This window comes from Bradyrhizobium sp. i1.15.2 (assembly GCF_040548425.1).
GTDB lineage: Bacteria > Pseudomonadota > Alphaproteobacteria > Rhizobiales > Xanthobacteraceae > Bradyrhizobium > Bradyrhizobium canariense.
The window spans coordinates 86,276-105,671 of sequence record NZ_JBEPRQ010000013.1; the positions used below are offsets into that span (position 1 = coordinate 86,276).

Sequence of the window (19,396 nt, forward strand, 5' to 3'; positions counted from 1 at the left end):
GCGAGCCTCTCTCGCAGCCTGTAACCCGTCATGGCAAAACCCGGCCGATACTCTGACTCTCTCCTCCTACTTGAAGGAATGCGAAATCTGTAGCGCAGCCCGCCTTCCATCGGATCTTCATGGGAATTGAGTGGAGCTACCGGGGCCGCAGGCCCCACGAGGCGTGCGCCAGGGCGTATCGCCCTATGGAAAATGGCACCCGGAGAGCGTGAGCATAGCGACCCGAAGGGGCACGCGGGTCCGAGTGCAGCGACGAGACCGGTTCAATAGCGGCACCCGGGAACGGGGCAGTGATAGCGGGCGCCGCAAGGCGAGCCCCTTTTCCGAGTGCCCCCGGCGAGGAGCTCCGCTATTCCTGCGCGAGGGATCGAAGCCGGATGGCCGAGACGCAGCGCGGCTCGGTTCACAAGAGCCCGTTGCGGCGCAGCCGCACGCGCGCAAGCGGGAGAACTCGCCAGGGCTTGACCAGAGGACCTCGTTTCGTCGCTTGAATTCGTCCGCGCGCAGAAAAGTCTCTTAGTCCCTATTTACCGATCCCGGCGCAGTTCGGGTTGCATTCCGCCTTGCATCGTCCATCCGGCTCAAGCGCATCACGAGAGGCCTGCAGCTCACGGATATCTGCAACTATTCAGTCCCTATACATGAGCAATAATTGAACCACTCGAGCAATGGACGGCCAACAGTACTCAGCCCCCCGCGATCATAGCCTGCTGTGTTCAACCCGCACGTTCAAATTCCGACGCTCGAAAGCGATCCGAAGGCTTCGATACAAGCCTCCCATCGGACCTGTCGGATAGACTATTGATCCATCATCCAAAGCAGTTGCCTGCCTGCTACCGGCCCCTGCCAACGGAGCGCCGCAACTGTTCCCCTTTTCTTTCGCGAGCGACATTGGCGTTCTTGGAGAACTACACACCGAAGGCTTCCTTTTCGCGCGCCAATCCAACCTTTTCCCGCCCGGCCGCGCTTCGCAGTAGAGGTGCAAACTCTTTGGCGGTAACACTCCGCTTAATCCGCGATCCGAACTCTCGCTCCCCGACCAGGGGCGAAGAGCAATCTGGATCGAGCAGATCGCGCCCCGTTCGTCAGTGAAATCAGCACATGTTACACCACGGGCATTCAGCAGTGAGATCAAACCGCTTAGTCTCGCCGCGCACCGCACTACCTGCCCGCTACCCTCTCGCCGGAACCTGGCCCACGATGATGAGAGCGGACATGGCCGCCGCCTACCTTGACTTTGGAGACACAAGCGAACTCATGCGCGCGATCAGCCGAGGAGACGCCCCCCCGCCAATCGGCTTTCGCGTAACAGGGCGCCTGCGCCAGCCAGTTTGGTCGAAGGCGACTATGGATCACTTCGCAGCGTCGATCGGAAAAAGCGATCTTAAGCAGGCGGAGGATCTTTTATGCCTGGTGTGATATCGCTTGAAAAGGCACCGCATCTGCCCCGTTATTGTCGCCGCAAAATATTGGCGAAGAATAGAATAGCCTACTATTTTGAACCCCCAACCTGGGCTCGTCGACAGGGCTGCGATTTAAACCCTGAAGCTCTCGGCTGCGATTACGCAAGTGCCGTCGAGCGGGTAGAGAAGGTCCTCCTGCCGGCGTTCGACAGTTGGCACTCACGGGGTCTAAGCGACATCATGCCGGCGACTATCGAACCCGGCACGTTCGATTGGCTCGTCGGCGTCTTTCAAGCTCACCAGAAGTGGACAGAAATCGAAAGCGCTACACAGCGGCACTACACAAAAAGCCTCGCACTGTTCGCCAATCACGAGCTGAAAGATGGAAGTCGCGTTGGGTCTAAACAGTTGTCCGATTTCACCAAAGCGTTCGTCGACGCAGTTTATCGAAAATTATTGTTTGTGACGAAAATCAATAACAGTGGAGAGGTCGTCGTTCGCGAGCGCCGTCGCTATGTAAATATGGCTATGGCGTCCTGCCGCCGGGCTTGGTTCGTTGGTCAGCGTGCTCAAGAAAGGATTGTACCGGCGACCAATCCGTTTTCCCGGATGGGATTAAAATCTCATCCGCCCGGGCGGCCGATAGAGCCCACACCGACCGCAACTTGGGATGAACTCGTCGCCTTCAGAGCTGCCGCGAGAAGACTTGATTACCGCTCGATCGCAACAGCTGCTCTACTATCGTGGGAGTGGCTGCAACGAGAGCAGCACGTCTTTGGCGCCTTCGACATTTCGCACTATCGCCCCAGCGAGCGGCCAAACAGCGTCAGAATCGTGCATCCGAAGAATGGAGAGGAGGCCTGGTGGCCCCTAACGGACGAAACTGGCGCCCCTCTCTTCCCTGAACTTATGGAGGAACTTGACGAGATCAAAAGGACCGGCCTCTCCGGCCTGGTATTCCGGCGCGACCATGCGCATCGTCAGTCGGCAATCCCGCTACCATGGATTACCCCGCGCAAGGATCTTCGCTATCTACGTAGTGTGGTAAAAACCATTATCACAGAGGCTGGCCTACGTCAGGAGCTTTCTTTTCGGTCCTTCCGACACGGAGGATTTACTGAAGGCGCCGACAGCGATCTCACGGATGCAGAGTTGCGCGCCGCTGGCCGTCATAGATCAAGTCGCCAACTGCCAACCTACGCCAAGCGTACTGGCAGGCAGTTGATCATTGCCACAAAAAAGCGTCGCGAGGAGCGGACAAGATCTCTGCTTATTCGGCTAAACGCCAATCTCTCCTCGGAATAAAGGCGCGTCGATCGACGGCAGCGCCCACGAATGCGCTGAAAGGATCGCCTATTTTCCCGTCCACACCGGCTTGCGCTTCTCGCTGAACGCTTTCAGCCCTTCCTTGGCGTCCTCGGTCATCGCGAGCAGCGCGATCTGGCTTTCGGTGTAGGCGATGCTCTCGTCGAACGACATCGAGGCGATGGCACGCATCGCGTATTTGCCGCGCCGGATCGCGGTCGGGGATTTATCGACGATTCGACCGATCAGCCAGTCGACCTTGGCATCCAGTTCGGCCGCGGGCACGATGTAATTGAGCAAGCCCGCTGCCAGCGCCGCTTTCGCGTCGAACGGCTCGCCGGTCAGCGCCCATTCGTTGACGAGGCGCGGCGGGGCGATGGACTGCAACAGGCTCAACACCTGCATCGGGAACACGCCGACCTTGACTTCCGGCAGACCGAAGATGACGTGATCGGCGGCGACGGCCATGTCGGTCATGCAGAGCAGGCCCATGCCGCCGGCCATGCAAACCCCGCCAACGCGCGCAATCGCGGGCTTGGTCGCGTTCTGCGACAAGCGCAACAGATCGGCATAGTCGACATTCGGCTTCGAATGATCCATCGCGAAAGCCGCGCCGGAGTTCTGCAGGTCCGCACCGGCGCAGAACGCCTTGTCGCTCGCGCCCGTCAGCACGATGACACGGACGTCCTTGTCGTCATGCGCGTCGCGATAGCCGCGCGCGATGCCGGCGATGACCTCGCCATTCAGCGCGTTTCGTTTCTCGGGACGGTTGATGGTGATCCAGAGCGCCTGGCCGCGCTTCTCGGTGATCACGGCTGTGGTGTCGGTCATGGTACGCTCGCTTCCTTGGGCTCCCGTTTAGCGGCCCATTTGCGGCAGCTCGGGCCGAAGGTGCAAGGGCAATCTGCGGTACGGCGCCGCTTTAGCGCCTCGACACAAACTTGAAAGGCGATCGAAGCGCAGGCTCAGGCCGCGACCGCTTTCCTGATCCAGACCTTGTTGTCGTGGAATGCGGCGCCGCCAATCGGCGCAATGGTGTCCGCGCCCGTCAGCATGTTGATGCCGCGGTCACCGATATGGTTCTTGTTGGGATGAACGGACTCCGCGATCAGCACGCCGCGGCGCACGCCCTCGAACAGCGTGGCGATCAGCGTGGTCTCGCCGCGGGTGTTGCCGAGCGTCACGGCATCGCCATGGGCGATGTCGAGCGCGGCCGCATCCAGGGGATGGATCATCACGCTCGCCTTGCCCTCACGCGCTTGGGAGGACGGCGTCTCGTTGAACGTGGTGTTGAGGAAGCTGCGCGACGGGCTCGTGGCAAGCCGGAACGGATGGGCCTGGTCGGAATGCTCGATCACCGCCCAATGGTCGGGTAGCGACGGCATCTTGTCGAAGTCACCCATCGTCTGGCCGAACGGCGGATGCGCCCAATCGGCCTTGAAATGGAATTTCCTGTCGGCATGGGCGAAGCCGTCGAGATAATGCGACGTGCGGAAGTCCGGCTGCAGGTCGCGCCAGAGGTCGGCTTCGAGACCGGCAATGTCGCCGTGGTCGCTGAGCTTCAGCGTCGCGTCGATCAATTCACGCGGCGTCAGCTCAAATCCCGGATGCCTGGCGCCAAGCCGCGGCGCCAGCGCCTGCAGGACCTCGTGGTTGGAGCGGCATTCGCCGGGCGGGTCGATCAGCTTCGGCCCGACCGAGATGTGCTGGTGGCCGCCGCCGTAATAGAGATCGTCATGTTCCATGAACATCGTCGCCGGCAGCACGATGTCGGCCATCTCGGCGGTCTCGGTCATGAACTGCTCGTGCACCGCGACGAACAGATCCTCGCGCGCAAAACCCTGCGCTACCAGCGCCTGCTCCGGCGCCACCGTCATCGGGTTGGTATTCTGGATCAGCAGCGCCTTGACCGGGCCTTTGCCGTGCAGGGCTTTCGAATCGCCGGTGAGGATGCGGCCGATCTGCGACTGGTCGAGCGCGCGGATAGTTGGGTCGATGGCGTCGTGGCCTTCGATGATGGATTCGTCGAAGTGCCACAGCGCGTAATTGTTGAAGAAGGCGCCGCCGCCTTCATATTGCCAGGCGCCGGTCACGGCGGGAATGCAGTTCGCGGCATGCATCTGCGCCGCGCCGTTGCGCGAGCGGGTGAAGCCGTAGCCGAGCCGGAAGAAGGTCCGCTTGGTCTCGCCGACCAATCTGGCAAAAGCCTCGATCTCCGCCACCGGCACGCCTGAGATCGCGGATGCCCATTCGGGCGTGCGCGTCTTCAGATGCGCCTCGAGCTCGCCAGGGCAATCGGTGTACTTGTCCATATAGGCGCGGTCGGCATAGCCGTCGCGGAACAGGACGTGCATGACGCCGCAGGCGAACGCGCCGTCGGTGCCGGGCCGCAGGATGATCTTGATATCCGCCTGCTTCATGGTCTCGTTGTTGTAGATGTCGACGGCCGCGATCTTGGCGCCGCGCTCCTTGCGCGCACGGGCGGCGTGCGTCATCACGTTGACCTGGGTGTTGACGGGGTTGGTGCCCCAGATCACCACGAGATCGGACAGCGCCATCTCGCGCGGATCGACGCCGGCGATCTTGCCGGTGCCGATCGCGAACCCGATGCGCCCGACATTGGCGCAGATGGTCTGATAGAACCGCGAATATTTCTTCACATGCGTGAGGCGGTTGAGGCCGTCGCGCATCACCAGCCCCATCGTGCCGGCGTAATAATAGGGCCAGATTGACTCCGCGCCGAATTCGCGCTCGGCTTGGTTGAAGCGATCCGCAATCTCGTCCAGCGCCTCGTCCCAGCTGATCCGCGCGAATTGGCCGGAGCCCTTCGCACCCGTGCGGCGCAGCGGATACATCAGCCTTTCAGGATGATGGATGCGCTCGGCATAACGGGCGACCTTGGCGCAAACCACGCCGGCCGTATAGGTCTGCTTTTTCGAACCGCGGACACGGCCGATGCTGCGTCCCTCGACCACCTCGATATCGAGCGCACAGGCCGACGGGCAATCATGCGGACAGGTCGAATGGCGGATTTCGATCTTGGCGTGCTGGTTCATGTCCAATTTGGTAACACCAAAATACCTGTCAGCCGAGGGTATTTATCCGGCAAGGCCCATGCGATTTGCTCAAACCATGCGCCGCCGGTTCCTGCCGCGACCGCGAAAAGCCGCGCCGCCACACCGAAAACTGCGGGATATTCCAGGCACGATCGGCTTTGTGAGGCGTCGACAGTCCGCCTCCCCTGCCGCTACAGTGCCGGCCAACAAGAACGACATCAGGGAGGTGGGTGTGACGGCCCGACAATTCATGCTGGCGCTGGCCGCCGGCCTGCTCAGCGCATGCTCCGCAGCCCCGTCCCTGGCGCAAGACTATCCCAACCATGCGGTCCGGATCGTCGTGCCCTTCGGCGCCGGTGGGCCGGCCGATGTCGCGGCCCGGCAGATCGGCAATGCGCTCCAGGAGAGTTTTGGCCAGCCCTTCGTGATCGAGAACCGCACCGGGGCGGGTGGCGTCATCGGCACGGTCGAAGCGGCGAAGTCGCCCGCCGACGGCTACACGCTGTTGATGATGTCCAACACCCAGACCGCGAACGAATCCCTGCTGACGCCGGATAAGCGCAAATACGAGTTGATGCGCGACCTCGCGCCGATCGCACCGGTCAACTCTTCCGATCTCGTCATCGTGGTGAACCCGCAAGTCGCAGCGAAGACGCTGCAGGAGTTCGTCGCGCTCGCCAAGTCGCAGCCGGGCAGATTGAACTACGCCTCCTCCGGCCAGGGCACGCCCTATCACATGGCCGGCGAGCTGTTCAAAGCCATGGCCGGCATCGACCTCGTCCACGTGCCCTATCGCAACAGTGGCGAGGCACGCAGCGGCGTGATCGGCGGGCAGGTGCAGATGATGATCGACGCCGTGCCGGCGATGGCGCCGAACATCGGCGAGAACCAGGTCCGCGCGCTCGCGACCACCGGCAAGCAACGCTCAGCGGTGCTACAGAGCGTGCCGACCGCGATCGAGGCGGGGGTCGCAGGCTACGAAGCCACGATCTGGCTCGGCCTGATGGCGCCGGCCGGCACGCCGAAACCTGTGATCGACAAGCTCAATGCCGCCGTGAACGCAATGGTGAAGCGGCCCGATATCGTCAAGCTCTGGACTGCGCAGGGCGCGGTGCCCATGTCCATGACGCCGGAGGAATTCGACAAGTTCCTGCGCGGCGACATCGAGAAATGGGCCGACGTGGTCAAGAAGTTCGACAAATCGTGAGGCCGTAGAGCGACAATGCCGACCATTCAATTCCAGCTCAACGGCACGGCGGCGGGCGTGGATACCGATCCGGATCAATCGCTGCTCGATGTGCTGCGCGGCCGGCTCGGCATCACAAGTCCGCATTTCGGCTGCGGCGCCGGAGAGTGCGGCGCCTGCTATGTCATAGTCGACGACCACGCGATGGCGTCCTGCGACATGCCGATGTGGTCGGTCGCGGACAAGGAGGTCGTCACGGTGGAAGGCCTCGGCACGGCGGAGCAACCGCATCCGCTGCAACGCGCCTTTATCTCCGAGCAGGCGATGCAATGCGGCTATTGCGTCTCGGGAATCCTGATCAGCGCGGCGGCGCTGCTGAAGCGCAATCCGTTGCCGACGGAGGCGGAGGTGAAAACCGCGCTTGATCGCAATCTGTGCCGCTGCGGATCGCACAACCGCATGGTCCGGGCCGTGTTGCGGGCGGCCGCGGAGATGGCGGGATCATGAGTGCGCCGTCCCCTGCCCCGACACTGCCGGTCAGCCTTGCGGCCAATCCCAAGCTGTCATCCTGGGTGAAGCTCATCGGCGAAGGCCGTGTGGCGATCTCGCCCGGCAAGGTCGAGATCGGCCAGGGCATCGTCACGGCCCTGGCGCAGATCGCAGCCGACGAGCTCGACGTCGATATTGACCGCATCGAGATGATCCGCGCCTCCACGGCGGCAAGCCCGAACGAAGGCGTCACCTCGGGGAGCCTTTCGGTCCAGCAATCCGGCCGCGCGCTGCGCCACGCCTGTGCCGAGGTGCGCCAGCGCTTCCTCACCGCGGCATCGGAACGTCTCGGCGTCGATGCATCGCTGCTCGAGATCGATGACGGCACGATCTCGGGCCCCGGCAATGTCAGGACCAGCTATTGGGAGTTGGCTGGTGACGTCTCGCTCGACCACGGCGCCAATGCGGGCGCGACGGCGAAGATGGTCGCCAAGCGCACTGTGGCTGGACATTCGGTCCAGCGGGTCGACATTCCCGACAAGGTGTTCGCACGGCCGCGCTTTATCCATGACTGTCCGCTGCCGGACTTGCTGCACGGACGCGTGCTGCGGCCGGACATCTCGAGCGCCAGGCTGATCGCGCTCGACGAGACCGCTACGCGAGCCGTTCCCGGCCTCGTCGCGATCGTCCGCGATGGCGGCTTTTCCGGCGTGGTTGCCGACAGCGAGGTAGCGGCGGAAACCGCGCTGAAAGCCTTGCGCAAGGGGGCGACATGGTCGGCCGGTGAGCCCCTACCGGATGAAGCTGATCTCGCCGGATTCCTGAAGAGCCAGCCGGTCGAGACTGATGTCATCGACACCAGGACCACGGCGGCAACGATAAAGAAGGCTGCTCGCACCCTCCGCCGGCAATACATCCGTCCCTACATCGCGCATGCCTCGATCGCGCCATCGTGTGCGATGGCCCGATGGAACGGCGATCGCGTTCACGTGTGGACGCACAGCCAGGGCGTCTACCTGCTGCGCACCGATCTGGCGATCGTGCTCAAGCTGCCAGCCGAGAACATCGTCGTCGAGCATATGGAAGGCGCGGGCTGCTACGGACACAATGCCGCCGACGACGTCGCGCTCGATGCCGTGCTGCTGGCGAAAGGGGCCGGCGGCCGTCCGGTGCGGGTGCAATGGTCGCGCCACGACGAGATGTCTCACGCGCCGTTCGGCGCGGCGATGGCGATCGAGATCGAGGCCGATCTCGATGTGGACAACGAGATCGTCGGTTGGCGCCATGCGATCTGGAGCAACGGCCACGCGGCGCGGCCGGGGCGCGCGGCGCAGCCCGCGCTGCTTGCCGCAACCGAGATTACGAACCCCTACCCGCGCATGGTCTCGACCAATCCGCCCGCAGCCAATGGCGGCGGCGGCGACCGCAACTCCGTTCCGCTCTACGACCTCAAGGCCTGGACGATCACGAGCCACCGGCTGCTGACCATGCCGGTGCGGACCTCGGCGCTGCGAACGCTCGGTGGACAAGGCAATGTGTTCGCCATCGAGTCCTTGCTCGACGAGATCGCAGCCCTTCGCGGCGAAGACCCGATCGCGTTCCGCCTGCGTCATCTGCGCGACGAGCGCGCAAAGGACGTCATCCGGGCCGCGGCACGACGCGCGCAGTGGAAACAGCAAAAGAAGTCCGGCATCGGTCATGGCGTCGGTTTCGCCCGCTACAAGAACACGGGGGCCTATTGCGCCGCGATTGCGGAGATCGAAGGCACTGACGACATCCGCGTCAAGCGGCTGACGCTGGCGGTCGACGTCGGCGAGGCCATCAACCCGGACGGGGTCATTAACCAGATCGAGGGCGGCGCGATCCAGGCGACGAGCTGGGTGCTGAAGGAACGTGTCCGCTTCGACCGCACGCGCATCACATCGACGTCCTGGACCGACTATCCGATCCTCACCTTCATCGAGGTGCCAATGGTGGATGTCGAGATCGTCCAGCGGGCGGAGATCGAGCCGGTCGGCGCCGGCGAGGCCGCCCACGGCCCGGTGACGGCAGCGATCGCCAACGCCGTCTACGATTGCCTCGGCGTGCGCGTGCGCGACCTGCCGATCACCCGCGACAAGATCATTGCAGCCATGGAGCTGGCATCGTGACGACAGTGAGCATTTTGAGCGGAGGCGCGGCGCAAGGCCTGGTGCGCGGCCTCAGCGATCCCTTCAAGACGCAGACCGGCTTCGGCATTGACGGTGAGTTCGGCGCCGTCGGCATCATGGCGGACAAGCTGCGCGCGGGGACGGCGGCCGATCTGGTGATCCTGACGCAGGCGCTGCTTGCAAGGCTTGCCGAAGAGACGCTCGTCATCCCCTCCTCGATCTCTGATGTCGGGCGGGTCGAGACCGCGCTGGCGGTCCGGAGCCGCGATCCCAAGGTGACCGTGAAGACTGAGGCTGATTTGCGCGAGGTGCTGCGCAGTGCCGACGCGATCTACGTCCCGGACACGAAAGCCTCGACGGCGGGACAGCACGTTGCAAAGGTGCTGGATCAGCTCGGCATCGCCTATGAGGTCGCTTCGCGCCTCAAGATCTTCCCCAATGGCGCGACGGCGATGCGGGAGCTTGCTGCGTCCACCGCCGCGCATCCGATCGGCTGCACGCAGGCGACTGAGATCATCGCGACGGAGGGCATCGCGCTGTCAGGAGCGCTGCCGCCGGGCTGCGAGCTCGTGACGATGTATACGGCCGGCGTGACCACGCGGGCCGCACATCCGCAAGAAGCGGCCGCGCTGATCGCCCTGCTGACCGGCGCAGACCGCAGGGATCTGCGCCAGCGCGCCGGCTTTACCGGCTAGATAGCCGCTTTATTTGTGCAACTGGGTGAGACCCGTCGGCGGACCGTCGACGGCGGTCCAGCCGCCATCGACGAACAGCGTACTGCCGCTGACATAGCTCGCGGCGTCCGAGGCGAGATAAGCGACGGCTGTCGCGACCTCGTCGGCGCTGCTCCAGCGGTTGAACACGGTGTGGCCAGCGTAGAGATTGTAGATGTCGGGACGCTGCTTGAACGGGCCGGTCAGCGCGGTCTCGGCGATGCTCGGCGCGATCGCGTTGACGCGCACGCCGGCGCGTCCGACCTCGGACGCAAAGCCCTTCACCAGCAGGCCGATCGCCGCCTTGGTCGAGCCGTAGACGCCGAGGCCCGGCTCGATGGTCACCGCCCGCACCGAAGAGCAGGCGATGATGCTGCCGCCCTTCTGCTCGACCATGATGCGGCCGAAGGCCTGGAAGAACCAGACCGTGCCCTTGATGTTGAGGTTGAGGACGCGGTCGAGATCCTCCTCGGTGTAGTCGAGGATGGTCTTGCGGATGTTGAGCCCGGGCGTCGTCACCGCGATGTCGAGCCGCGAAAATTTCTGCATCACGGTCTTGGCCAGCGCATTGACATCCGCAGCGCTCGCGGCGTCGCACCCAGCCGCCTCGGCCCAGCCGCCCTTGTCACGAATCCCGGCGGCGGTCGCTTCGGCGGCGTCAAGCGCACGATCGGCGCAGATGACCCGGGCGCCGAGCCCGGCCAGCGCCTCGGCCGACGACTTGCCGATGCCCGAGGCAGCGCCCAGCACCACGGCGGTCTTGCCGGTGAGATCGAAGAGCTTGCGATAGTCCGTCACGGATAGATTCTCCCTGTGTTGCGGCTAGCCCTTGTAGCCCATCAGCAAGCGGGGCAGCCACAGCGAGAAGGCGGGGACGTAGGTCACGAACATCAGAGCTGCGATCAGCGCGGCGTAGAACGGCAGAATCGTGCGCATCACCGCGCCCACCGAGATGCCGCCGATGGCGCAGCCTACGAACTGCGTCGTTCCGACCGGCGGGGTGTTCAGCCCGAGCGCGCAGTTGATCAGCATCAGCATGCCGAACTGCACCGGGTCCATGCCCGCCTTCATCGCGATCGGCAGGAAGATGGGCGTGCAGATCAGGATGGTCGCTGCCATGTCCATGAACGTGCCGAGCACGAACAGGATGACGTTGATGAGCAGGAAGATGACCCAGGGCTGGGTCGAGACCCTGCTCATCATCTCGCCGGCGAAGTCGGCGACCTCGTAAAGTCCCATCAGATACTGGAACATGGTAGAGACGCCGATCAGCAGCAGCACCACGCCCGTGGTCTTCACCGCCTTGGCCGCCGCGCGCAGGAAGTTCGGCAAGGTCATGGTGCGATAGATGAAGAACGTCAGCAGGATCGTATAGGTGACCGCGACGGCCGCGGATTCGGTTGCCGTGAACACGCCGGACAGGATGCCCGCCAGGATGATGCCGACGATCAGAAGGCCGGGCAGAGCAGCGGCGAACGAACGAAAAACCGCGGGCCAGCCCGGGAACTTGCCGGCCGGATAGCCGCGCTTCACCGCGACCGCGTAAGCGGCGACCAGCATGCACACCATCAGCACCAGCGCCGGTAGCAGACCGGCGGCGATCAGCGCGCCGATCGAGACCTTGCCGCCGGCGGCGAGCGCATAGATGATCATGTTGTGACTGGTCGGCATCAGTGCTCCGACCAGCGACGCATGGGTGGTGACGTTAACGGCGTAGTCGGTGTCGAAACCTTCCTTCTTCATCATGGGGATCATCACGGCCCCCATCGCCGACACGTCGGCAACAGGCGAGCCGGACACGCCGCCGAACAGCGTGCAGGCGACCACGTTCGACATACCGAGCCCGCCGCGGATGTGTCCGACGAGATTCTTGGCGAGCTGCACGATCTTGTCGGCGACGCCGCCATGCAGCATCAGCTCACCGCTGAAGACGAAAAACGGAATGGCGAGGAAGGAGAAGATGTTCATCCCCGACATCATCTGCTGGAAGATGACCGCGACCGGCAGGCCTTCGTAGAGGATCGTGCAAATCGCCGAGAGGCCGATCGCGAAGGCGACCGGGACGCCGAGGACCAGGAAACCGAAAAAAGTGGCGCCGAGGATGATCAGTTCCATGAGGGGACGACCTCTTCGCCGCGCAGGAGAGCGATAATGTGCTCGATTGAAAAGGAAACGATCAGGACGCCGGAGGCGATCAGCGGCACGTAGCGGATGACTTCGGGTAGCCCGAGATTGGGGATCTTCACGGTTCCGACCGACGCTCCGAGGATCCAGCCGTTATAGGCCATCGCGACGCCGAAGCCGGCGACCAGGATGTGGATGACAAGCTCGATCTTCTCCCGCGCGCGATCCGGCAGCATCACCAGCAAACTATCCATGCCGATATGTCCGGCATCGCGTACGCCGACGGCAGCGCCGATCAACGTGACATACAGGATCAGAACCAACGCAAGGTTCTCCGTCCAGGTCGGGCTGGAATTGAGCACGTAGCGTCCGAACACCTGGTAGAAGACGATGGTGACGATGACGAGCAGCCCAGTCACCGACAGATACATACCCGCCCGAGCGACGGGAGCATTGATCCGGGACAGCAAGCCGTTGGACGGGCGTCCGGCTACGTCCAGTTCGTGGTCTGCGACGTGAGGGTCTGTCATCCAAGTCTCCTTGCAAGTCTCCTTGCGCGCCTCCACTGCGTCGGTCCGGCGTCGCCGGTCGGCAACGCCGGGCCGACGCTATGGCCTTACTTCGTGTCCTGGATACGCTTGACGAGGCTCTTCAGCTTCTCGTCACCCGCGAACTTGTCGTACACGGGCTTCATCGCGTCGACGAATTCCGCCTTGTTGGCGATCGTCACGACTTGAACGCCGGCCGCTTCGACGGTCTTGCGGGACGCCTGCTCACGCTCGTCCCAGAGCTTGCGCATGACGGGAACCGATTCCTTGGCCGCCTTGCGGACCATCGCCTGGTCTTCCTTGCTCAGCGTGTCCCAGACCGTCTTGGACATCACGAGAACTTCGGGCGCCAGGGAGTGCTCGGTGACGTTATAGAACTTGGCGGCCTCGAAATGGCGCGAGGACTCGTAAGACGGCCAGTTGTTCTCGGCGGCGTCCACCAGACCGGTCTTGAGAGCGGTATAGACCTCGCCATACGGCATCGGCGTCGGATTGGCCCCGAGGCTCTGGATCATGCCAACCCAAAGGTCGGATTGCTGGACGCGAATTTTCAGACCCTTGACGTCCGCGAGCGACTTGATCGGTGCCTTGACGGTGTAAATGGACCGGGCGCCGCTGTCGTAATAGGCGAGGCCGATCAGGCCTGCGGGCGCCATGGCCGCCAGGATCTCGTCGCCGATCGGCCCGTCAAGGACGGTACGCATGTGCTGCGTGTCCCGGAAGATGAAGGGCAGGCACAACGCGATGGTTTCCGGCACGAAGTTGTTCAAGGGCGATGCGTTGATCCGCATCATGTCGAGTGCGCCGATCTTGAGCTGCTCGATGGTGTCCTTCTCGGAGCCGAGCGCACCGTTGGGGAACACCTTCACGCCGAGCTTGCCGCCGCTCGCCGCAGCGAGCTGCTTGCCCATGAACTTGACGGCCTCGACGGTCGGATAATCGGCGGGATGGATGTCGGCGGAACGGAAATCGCGTGCGGTCGCCAAGGGGGCTGAGACCGCCAGCAGAGCGGCTGCGATGACGCCGGTAAGTATCTTCATCTGGGCTTCCTCCTGAGTTGATTATGTCGTTGGGCAGATGCTGCGGGCCGCCTTGGGTCGCTCCACTTCCGGGATGAAGTCAAGCGCCATTGTCGTCCCTAGGGCGCGCGGCATTCTCTGTCCAAGCCAAATCCGGCATCGATCAATGCTAGAGTTGCATCGATGGATCAGACCGGCTTTGGGCGGACAACCGGCCCACCGTCCTGTTTTTCCGAAATCATCTGTCCGTCGGGCGCGGGAAGCGTTGATAGGCGTTGCTTGACGCCGCCGGTGCGGCCCCCTCAAGATGCTGCGAAACAAAACGGACCATCCCGAGGAATGCCCATGCCGCGGAAGCTGATCGACATCTCCGTGCCGCTCAGAAACGACGTGACGGCGGATCCGCCGGGCAATCACCCGACGATCCAGTACATCGATCACCAGCAGGGCCTGCCGCGGATGCTTCAGTTCTTCGACGGCCTGACGGCACAGGACCTGCCGGACGGCCAGGGCTGGGCCGTCGAGCAGGTCTCGCTGTCGACCCATAACGGCACGCATCTCGATGCGCCCTGGCACTTCCATCCAACCATGAATCGCGGCGAGCGGTCATGGACGATCGACGAGGTGCCGCTGGAATGGTGCTTTCAGCCCGGCGTGAAGCTCGACTTCCGACATCTGCCCGACGGCTACGTGGCGAGCGCCGACGACGTCGAGAAGGAGTTGAGGCGGATCCGGCATGCGCTGTCGCCGCTGGAGATCGTCGTCGTCAACACCGGCGCCGGCGCCAAGTTCGGCCAAGCCGACTATGTCAGCTCAGGCTGTGGCATGGGCTATGAGGCCACCATGTATCTGCTCGAACGCGGCGTGCGGCTGACCGGCACCGACGGCTGGAGCTGGGACGCGCCGTTCGTCCACACCGCGAAGAGATACGCCGAAACGAAAGATGCCGGCCTGATCTGGGAGGGCCACAAGGCGGGGCGGCACATCGGCTATTGCCATCTCGAGAAGCTGCACAATCTCGACCAGCTGCCTTCGACCGGGTTCACGGTCTCGTGCTTTCCGGTGAAGATCGAGCGGGCCTCCGCAGGCTGGACCCGCGCGGTCGCGATCATCGACAGCTAGCTGTCGAGCCCGCTTTCGGCGAGCTCGCGCAAGGCATCCATGTCGAGCACGACGATGGCGCCGTGCTCAAGGCGAACCCAGTTGCGACCCGCCCAGGCGCGCAATTGCTTGTTGATGCTCTCGCGCGTCATCCCCACCATCTCGCTGATCTCCTGCTGCGTGATGGCGAGCGTGCCGCTGCCGGAGTCAAAGTTGCGCTCTTCGGTGAGGCCGAGCAGCGCGCTCGCAAGCCGGCCCGGCAGATTTTGCAGGATCACCTGCTCGACCTGCTGGCTGGTCCAGCGCAGGCGCGCGCAGAGCAGCTCGATGAACTTCATTGCGAGCGCCGGCTGGCTCTTCACGAACGGCAGGAAGTCCCGGCGATCGATAATGTAGAGCTCGCAATTGGTGTTGGCGGTCGCATCGGCCGACCTGGGGGCGCCGTCGAGCACCGCGATTTCACCGAAGATCTCTCCGGGACCGATCAGATTGAGAATGGCGTTACGGCCGTCGGGCGACGAAGAGGAAATCTTCACCGTCCCCGTGATCACCGCGAACAGATTGTTGCCGGGATCGCCCTTGGCAGCAATCGTCGCGCCGCGCTTCACCGTGGTGTGCTTGGCGTAACGGCAGAGCTGATCCAGCGCCTCCGGCTCCAGATCCGCAAAGATCGGGTGCTTGCGCAGGACCGATAATTTATTCCCCGCCGCTTGTCGGGGGTCGTCGCCGGTCTTGTCCTGAGGCACGCCACTGGGCTCCTAAGACTGCGAGGCACTGGGTCCCTGCGTAGTCAGTGTAGCCCAGTTTTTCAACCGGAAAGCATGCTCTCGATTTGAGGCAAACGCGGCGAAAATGCCGCGGTCAGGCACAAAGCCGGCAGCCAAAGGATGAGCCAATGCGTCCCGGTCGATGCAGAGTTGCAAGCGCCGCTCGCCGCCTTGCGTTGAGGCGCTGCCAATCGTCCCGAGTTCGCGCGGCATAGCCCGCGCGGCGGGCGCCACAAAATGCGACCGTGATCTCAGGCGCTTCGACGCTTGACGTCTGACTTGAGCGCGCCTGCACTGGTTTGCCGGTCTGCCCAGGCCAGTGCCCCGGCGAATGTGACAAAGATTGCCACGACAAAGATGCTCATAAGCAACGCGTCAGCCGGCATGATGCCCTCCCCTGTGGTTTCGGGCATTATTCGGGGGCACGCGGCCGAATGCATTGATCCCGATCAAAATCGAGCCGCGCTGCGTCGGAATCAGGCTGCGGCCAAGGACTCGACCTTCGCCGGATCGAGCAGGCTGATCCCGCCATGAATGATCTCGATCACGCCGTGGCGCTCCAGCTTGGTGAAGGTGCGGCTGACGGTCTCGATGGTCAGGCCGAGGTAGTCGGCGATGTCCTGGCGGCTCATCGGAAGCGGAACCGTGTCCGATGCCCCCTTCAGCGAGACCAGCCGCTCGCGCCAGCCGAGCAGAAAGGCCGCCACCTTTTCGTCCGCCGAACGGCGGCCGAGCAGAACCATGTGATCCCGGGCCTGGTTCAGCTCGCGAATTGCCAGCTCGTTGATCCGCCTGAGGAGGTGCAGCCGGTCCTCGATGAAACGGCCGAAGGGTGCCTTCGCGAACTGGCATACCGTCACCGCGCCGATGGCATCGGCCGAAAAATTGTGCCTGCCCGAAATATTCATCCCCAGGAAATCGCCGGGCAAGGCAAAGCCCACGATCTGCCGGCGGCCGTCGGGCAGCAGCTTGTACAGCCGCATGACGCCCTCGAGGAGATTGTAGAACGAGGTCGTGATGTCCTCCTCGGAGAACACAGTCTCGCCTGAGGCAAAATGCACGCGCCGACCGAGATGCTCGAATTCCCGAAGCTCGACCGCATCCAGCGACGAACAAACCGCTGATGCGCGGACGGCGCAATCGCTGCAGAGCTGCCAGTTCGGCTCAATCGTGACTACGGGCTTCATCGACCGCTCCAAGCGCCGGGTGCCCATCAGGCCCATTCCGTCGCGCGGCTGCATTTTACTGCACTGCGCCAAAGCCGGTTGACCCAGATCAATTTTGGAGGGAATCCCCGCCCTATTCTTCTCCCGGACTTAACCGGGGCCACTTTACATGCTGCAAGGAACGCTGCGTCGCGGGTTGATTGGGTTGCTTCTGATGACGCCTGCCCTGGCAGCCCCGACCGCCGAACAACGCGGCAAAGTCTTTGCGCGAGCCAATTGCGCGCGCTGCCACGCGATCGACCGTGCGTCGAACAGTCCGCTCAAGATCGCACCGCCGCTGCGCGCCCTGCACCAACGCTATCCCGTCGAGAGCCTTGGGGAGGCGCTGGCCGAGGGCATCAACACCGGCCACGCCGACATGCCGGCCTTCGAGCTCAGTCCGGACCAGATCCACGATCTCCTGTCCTACCTCAAGACCCTGGAATAGCCGGCGTCACACCGCCTGCACCGTCCAGCCGATCAGCTCCTTCGCGATGCGCGTGAAGGCCGTATCGAACGCTGCGACCGCCGCGGCCGGCTCGACCTTGTCGAGCTTTTCGCTGGTGTCGAGGAGACGCGAGGCGATCACCTTGCCGTTCTTGTCGACGATCCGCGCCGACAGTCCGATCTCGACCCGTGCCTCCCCCTCCGTGGCAATGCGGAAGCGCCTGATGTCGATCAGCAGCTGATAGTCCGCCTGCCCGAGATCGGCCGTGCGCAACGGCGCGTGGGCGATGTCGTAGTTCTCGAAACTGTCGATCAGCCGCGCCTGCACCAGCTTGGGAATGCTGTCGGCCCAGAGGAAGTCCGCAAAGCCCGGATTGTCGCCGCCAGGGGCGAACAGCATGCGCTGGGTCTGGAGCATGGCGACCGCCGTCGGCTCGGGAATGGCCAGTGACGTCGAGAGCGTCTTGCCGGCCGGCCCGAGGTTCTGCGGCGTGCGCAGGTCATAGGTGACTTTCTGCGCCGGCGTTCCGCCGCCGGTCATCTTCTCCAGGCCCGCCAAAATGCCGTCGATCTTGCCTGTGTTGCGCGCAAGGCCGTCGGAGAAGGTCTTGAGATTGGCGATGGTGTCCTTCAGCGGGCCCGAATTGTCCTCCAGCACGGTGTCGACCCGCCGCAGTGCATCCCGCGCGGCCTGCGTCATGCTCTGGCCCGCACCGGCCTCGGCAATCAAGGTCGGGGGCTCGCCGGATTTGGTGACGATGACGCCTCCCTCCAGCGTCACCACCGGCACGCCGGTCAGCCCCTGAAAATCGAGCCCGACCCTACTGTCGGCGCGCACCGGCGTGGTTGAAGCAACCGATATCGTCGCATTGACAAAGCGTGGATTGTCCGGCGCAAGCCCGAGCTGGGTGACCTCGCCGACGCGGATGCCGTTGAACAGCACGCCGGCGCCGACCAGAAGACCGGGCACCGGGCCCTGGAATTGCACGTGATAGCTCGTGCGCGGCCCGATGCCGCCGGTGTTGTTCAGCCAATAGACGAAGCCGAACACCGCGAGGATCGCGGCCAGGACGAAACTGCCGATCAGCACGTAGGGAGCGCGGGTTTCCATGTCTCATCTCATCTCGTGTTGCAGCATCTGCGAGCGCTTGCCATGGAAATAGGCGCGCACCCAGGGATGCTCGGATTGCAGCAGGTCGCGCATCGGACCGATCGCCACGATCTTGCCGTCGGCAAGAGCAGCGACCCGATCGCAGACCGTTGTCAGGCTCGCCAGATCATGGGTAACCATGAAGACGGTGAAGCCGAGGGTCTTTTGCAGGGTCGCGATCAGCGCGTCGAAATCACCCGCCGCGATCGGATCGAGGCCCGAGGTCGGCTCGTCCAGGAAGAGGATCGGCGGATCGAGCGCGAGCGCGCGCGCCAGCGCGACGCGCTTGGTCATGCCGCCGGATAGCTCCGCCGGATATTTATCGGCATCCTGCGCCCGCAGCCCGACCATTTCGAGCTTGGCGATCGCGATCTCGTCCATCAGCTCCTGCGACAGGACGAGATTTTCACGAAGCGGAAATTGGATGTTCTGCCGGACCGTCAGCGAGGAGAACAGCGCGCCCTGCTGGAACAGAATCCCCCATGTCGTGGCCGCGCCTTCGGTGCGGCCGCCGATTGGCCGTCCCGTAACCTCGATGGTCCCGCCTTGGCGCGGGATGAGGCCGATGATGGTCCGCATCAGCACCGACTTGCCGCCACCGGACGCCCCCACGAGTCCGAGGATCTCACCCCGGCGCACGTCGAGCGACAGATGATCGAGCACGGTCTGCCGGCCGAAGCCGACCACGAGGTCGCGGACGCGGATCGCGAACTGCTCTTGCGATTCGCCCATG

19 protein-coding genes are annotated in these 19,396 nt (G+C 63.7%); 8 read left to right on the forward strand and 11 right to left on the reverse strand.

Annotation, left to right across the window (positions count from 1 at the left end; genetic code table 11):
• The first annotated feature begins 1,215 nt into the window (after positions 1-1,215).
• Both ABIB80_RS22995 and ABIB80_RS23000 read left to right on the forward strand, forming a co-directional pair.
• Complete coding sequence (locus tag ABIB80_RS22995; protein WP_354128461.1) at positions 1,216-1,419, forward strand: hypothetical protein; 204 nt, start codon at positions 1,216-1,218, stop codon at positions 1,417-1,419.
• Positions 1,407-2,708 carry a site-specific integrase gene (locus ABIB80_RS23000; RefSeq protein ID WP_354128462.1) on the forward strand — a complete coding sequence of 434 codons (1,302 nt, stop codon included), beginning with the start codon at positions 1,407-1,409 and terminating at the stop codon, positions 2,706-2,708. The genes ABIB80_RS22995 and ABIB80_RS23000 overlap by 13 nt, the downstream gene beginning before the upstream one ends.
• 48 nt (positions 2,709-2,756) lie before the next feature.
• Here the strand turns inward: ABIB80_RS23000 and ABIB80_RS23005 are convergent, their stop codons facing one another.
• Positions 2,757-3,539 carry an enoyl-CoA hydratase/isomerase family protein gene (locus ABIB80_RS23005; protein ID WP_007601618.1) on the reverse strand — a complete coding sequence of 261 codons (783 nt, stop codon included), beginning with the start codon at positions 3,537-3,539 and terminating at the stop codon, positions 2,757-2,759.
• A 134-nt stretch (positions 3,540-3,673) separates the two neighbouring features.
• Complete coding sequence (locus ABIB80_RS23010; protein WP_354128463.1) at positions 3,674-5,764, reverse strand: molybdopterin-dependent oxidoreductase; 2,091 nt, start codon at positions 5,762-5,764, stop codon at positions 3,674-3,676.
• Between the two features lie 250 nt (positions 5,765-6,014).
• Here ABIB80_RS23010 and ABIB80_RS23015 point away from each other — a divergent pair, with 250 nt between their 5' ends.
• From ABIB80_RS23015 to ABIB80_RS23030, 4 genes are read left to right on the forward strand one after another with little or no spacing between them, the layout of a single operon-like run.
• Positions 6,015-6,971 (forward strand): tripartite tricarboxylate transporter substrate binding protein, encoded by a 957-nt coding sequence (locus tag ABIB80_RS23015; RefSeq protein WP_354128522.1) that lies wholly within the window; start codon positions 6,015-6,017, stop codon positions 6,969-6,971.
• 15 nt (positions 6,972-6,986) lie between these two features.
• Positions 6,987-7,457 (forward strand): (2Fe-2S)-binding protein, encoded by a 471-nt coding sequence (locus ABIB80_RS23020; RefSeq protein ID WP_354128464.1) that lies wholly within the window; start codon positions 6,987-6,989, stop codon positions 7,455-7,457.
• Positions 7,454-9,589 (forward strand): xanthine dehydrogenase family protein molybdopterin-binding subunit, encoded by a 2,136-nt coding sequence (locus tag ABIB80_RS23025; protein ID WP_354128465.1) that lies wholly within the window; start codon positions 7,454-7,456, stop codon positions 9,587-9,589. The genes ABIB80_RS23020 and ABIB80_RS23025 overlap by 4 nt, the downstream gene beginning before the upstream one ends.
• Positions 9,586-10,284 carry a molybdate ABC transporter substrate-binding protein gene (locus ABIB80_RS23030; RefSeq protein ID WP_354128466.1) on the forward strand — a complete coding sequence of 233 codons (699 nt, stop codon included), beginning with the start codon at positions 9,586-9,588 and terminating at the stop codon, positions 10,282-10,284. The genes ABIB80_RS23025 and ABIB80_RS23030 overlap by 4 nt, the downstream gene beginning before the upstream one ends.
• A gap of 9 nt (positions 10,285-10,293) precedes the next feature.
• Here the strand turns inward: ABIB80_RS23030 and ABIB80_RS23035 are convergent, their stop codons facing one another.
• From ABIB80_RS23035 to ABIB80_RS23050, 4 genes are all read right to left on the reverse strand, one after another.
• Positions 10,294-11,100, reverse strand: a complete 807-nt coding sequence (locus tag ABIB80_RS23035) for an SDR family NAD(P)-dependent oxidoreductase (protein WP_354128467.1) — start codon at positions 11,098-11,100, stop codon at positions 10,294-10,296.
• Positions 11,101-11,124: 24 nt separating this feature from the next.
• The gene (locus ABIB80_RS23040; RefSeq protein WP_085349490.1) at positions 11,125-12,417 is read right to left on the reverse strand and encodes a TRAP transporter large permease; all 1,293 of its coding nucleotides are present in this window, start codon (positions 12,415-12,417) and stop codon (positions 11,125-11,127) included.
• The gene (locus tag ABIB80_RS23045; RefSeq protein ID WP_354128468.1) at positions 12,408-12,956 is read right to left on the reverse strand and encodes a TRAP transporter small permease; all 549 of its coding nucleotides are present in this window, start codon (positions 12,954-12,956) and stop codon (positions 12,408-12,410) included. The genes ABIB80_RS23040 and ABIB80_RS23045 overlap by 10 nt, the downstream gene beginning before the upstream one ends.
• Before the next feature lie 86 nt (positions 12,957-13,042).
• Positions 13,043-14,014, reverse strand: coding sequence for a TRAP transporter substrate-binding protein (locus ABIB80_RS23050; RefSeq protein ID WP_085349491.1), 972 nt, complete (start codon positions 14,012-14,014; stop codon positions 13,043-13,045).
• A 324-nt stretch (positions 14,015-14,338) separates the two neighbouring features.
• Here ABIB80_RS23050 and ABIB80_RS23055 point away from each other — a divergent pair, with 324 nt between their 5' ends.
• Positions 14,339-15,115, forward strand: a complete 777-nt coding sequence (locus tag ABIB80_RS23055; protein WP_354128469.1) for a cyclase family protein — start codon at positions 14,339-14,341, stop codon at positions 15,113-15,115.
• On the opposite strand, the gene ABIB80_RS23060 is transcribed toward ABIB80_RS23055, so the two are convergent.
• The 3 genes from ABIB80_RS23060 to ABIB80_RS23070 form a co-directional block, all read right to left on the reverse strand.
• On the reverse strand, positions 15,112-15,840 hold the full coding sequence (locus ABIB80_RS23060) for a Crp/Fnr family transcriptional regulator (protein WP_106946183.1): 729 nt from the start codon (positions 15,838-15,840) through the stop codon (positions 15,112-15,114). The two genes, ABIB80_RS23055 and ABIB80_RS23060, sit on opposite strands and share 4 nt — an antisense overlap.
• Before the next feature lie 272 nt (positions 15,841-16,112).
• Positions 16,113-16,247, reverse strand: coding sequence for a hypothetical protein (locus ABIB80_RS23065; protein ID WP_354128470.1), 135 nt, complete (start codon positions 16,245-16,247; stop codon positions 16,113-16,115).
• A gap of 90 nt (positions 16,248-16,337) precedes the next feature.
• Positions 16,338-17,048 (reverse strand): helix-turn-helix domain-containing protein, encoded by a 711-nt coding sequence (locus tag ABIB80_RS23070; RefSeq protein WP_354128471.1) that lies wholly within the window; start codon positions 17,046-17,048, stop codon positions 16,338-16,340.
• 148 nt (positions 17,049-17,196) lie between these two features.
• Between ABIB80_RS23070 and ABIB80_RS23075 the strand changes: the two genes are divergently transcribed.
• Entirely contained in the window at positions 17,197-17,514 is a 318-nt protein-coding gene (locus tag ABIB80_RS23075; RefSeq protein ID WP_354128472.1) for a c-type cytochrome, read from the forward strand.
• A 6-nt stretch (positions 17,515-17,520) separates the two neighbouring features.
• On the opposite strand, the gene ABIB80_RS23080 is transcribed toward ABIB80_RS23075, so the two are convergent.
• Together ABIB80_RS23080 and ABIB80_RS23085 are read right to left on the reverse strand one after the other, a co-directional pair.
• Positions 17,521-18,624 carry an ABC-type transport auxiliary lipoprotein family protein gene (locus tag ABIB80_RS23080; protein WP_354128473.1) on the reverse strand — a complete coding sequence of 368 codons (1,104 nt, stop codon included), beginning with the start codon at positions 18,622-18,624 and terminating at the stop codon, positions 17,521-17,523.
• Positions 18,625-18,627: 3 nt separating this feature from the next.
• Positions 18,628-19,395 carry an ABC transporter ATP-binding protein gene (locus tag ABIB80_RS23085; protein ID WP_219682423.1) on the reverse strand — a complete coding sequence of 256 codons (768 nt, stop codon included), beginning with the start codon at positions 19,393-19,395 and terminating at the stop codon, positions 18,628-18,630.
• Position 19,396 lies beyond the last annotated feature (1 nt).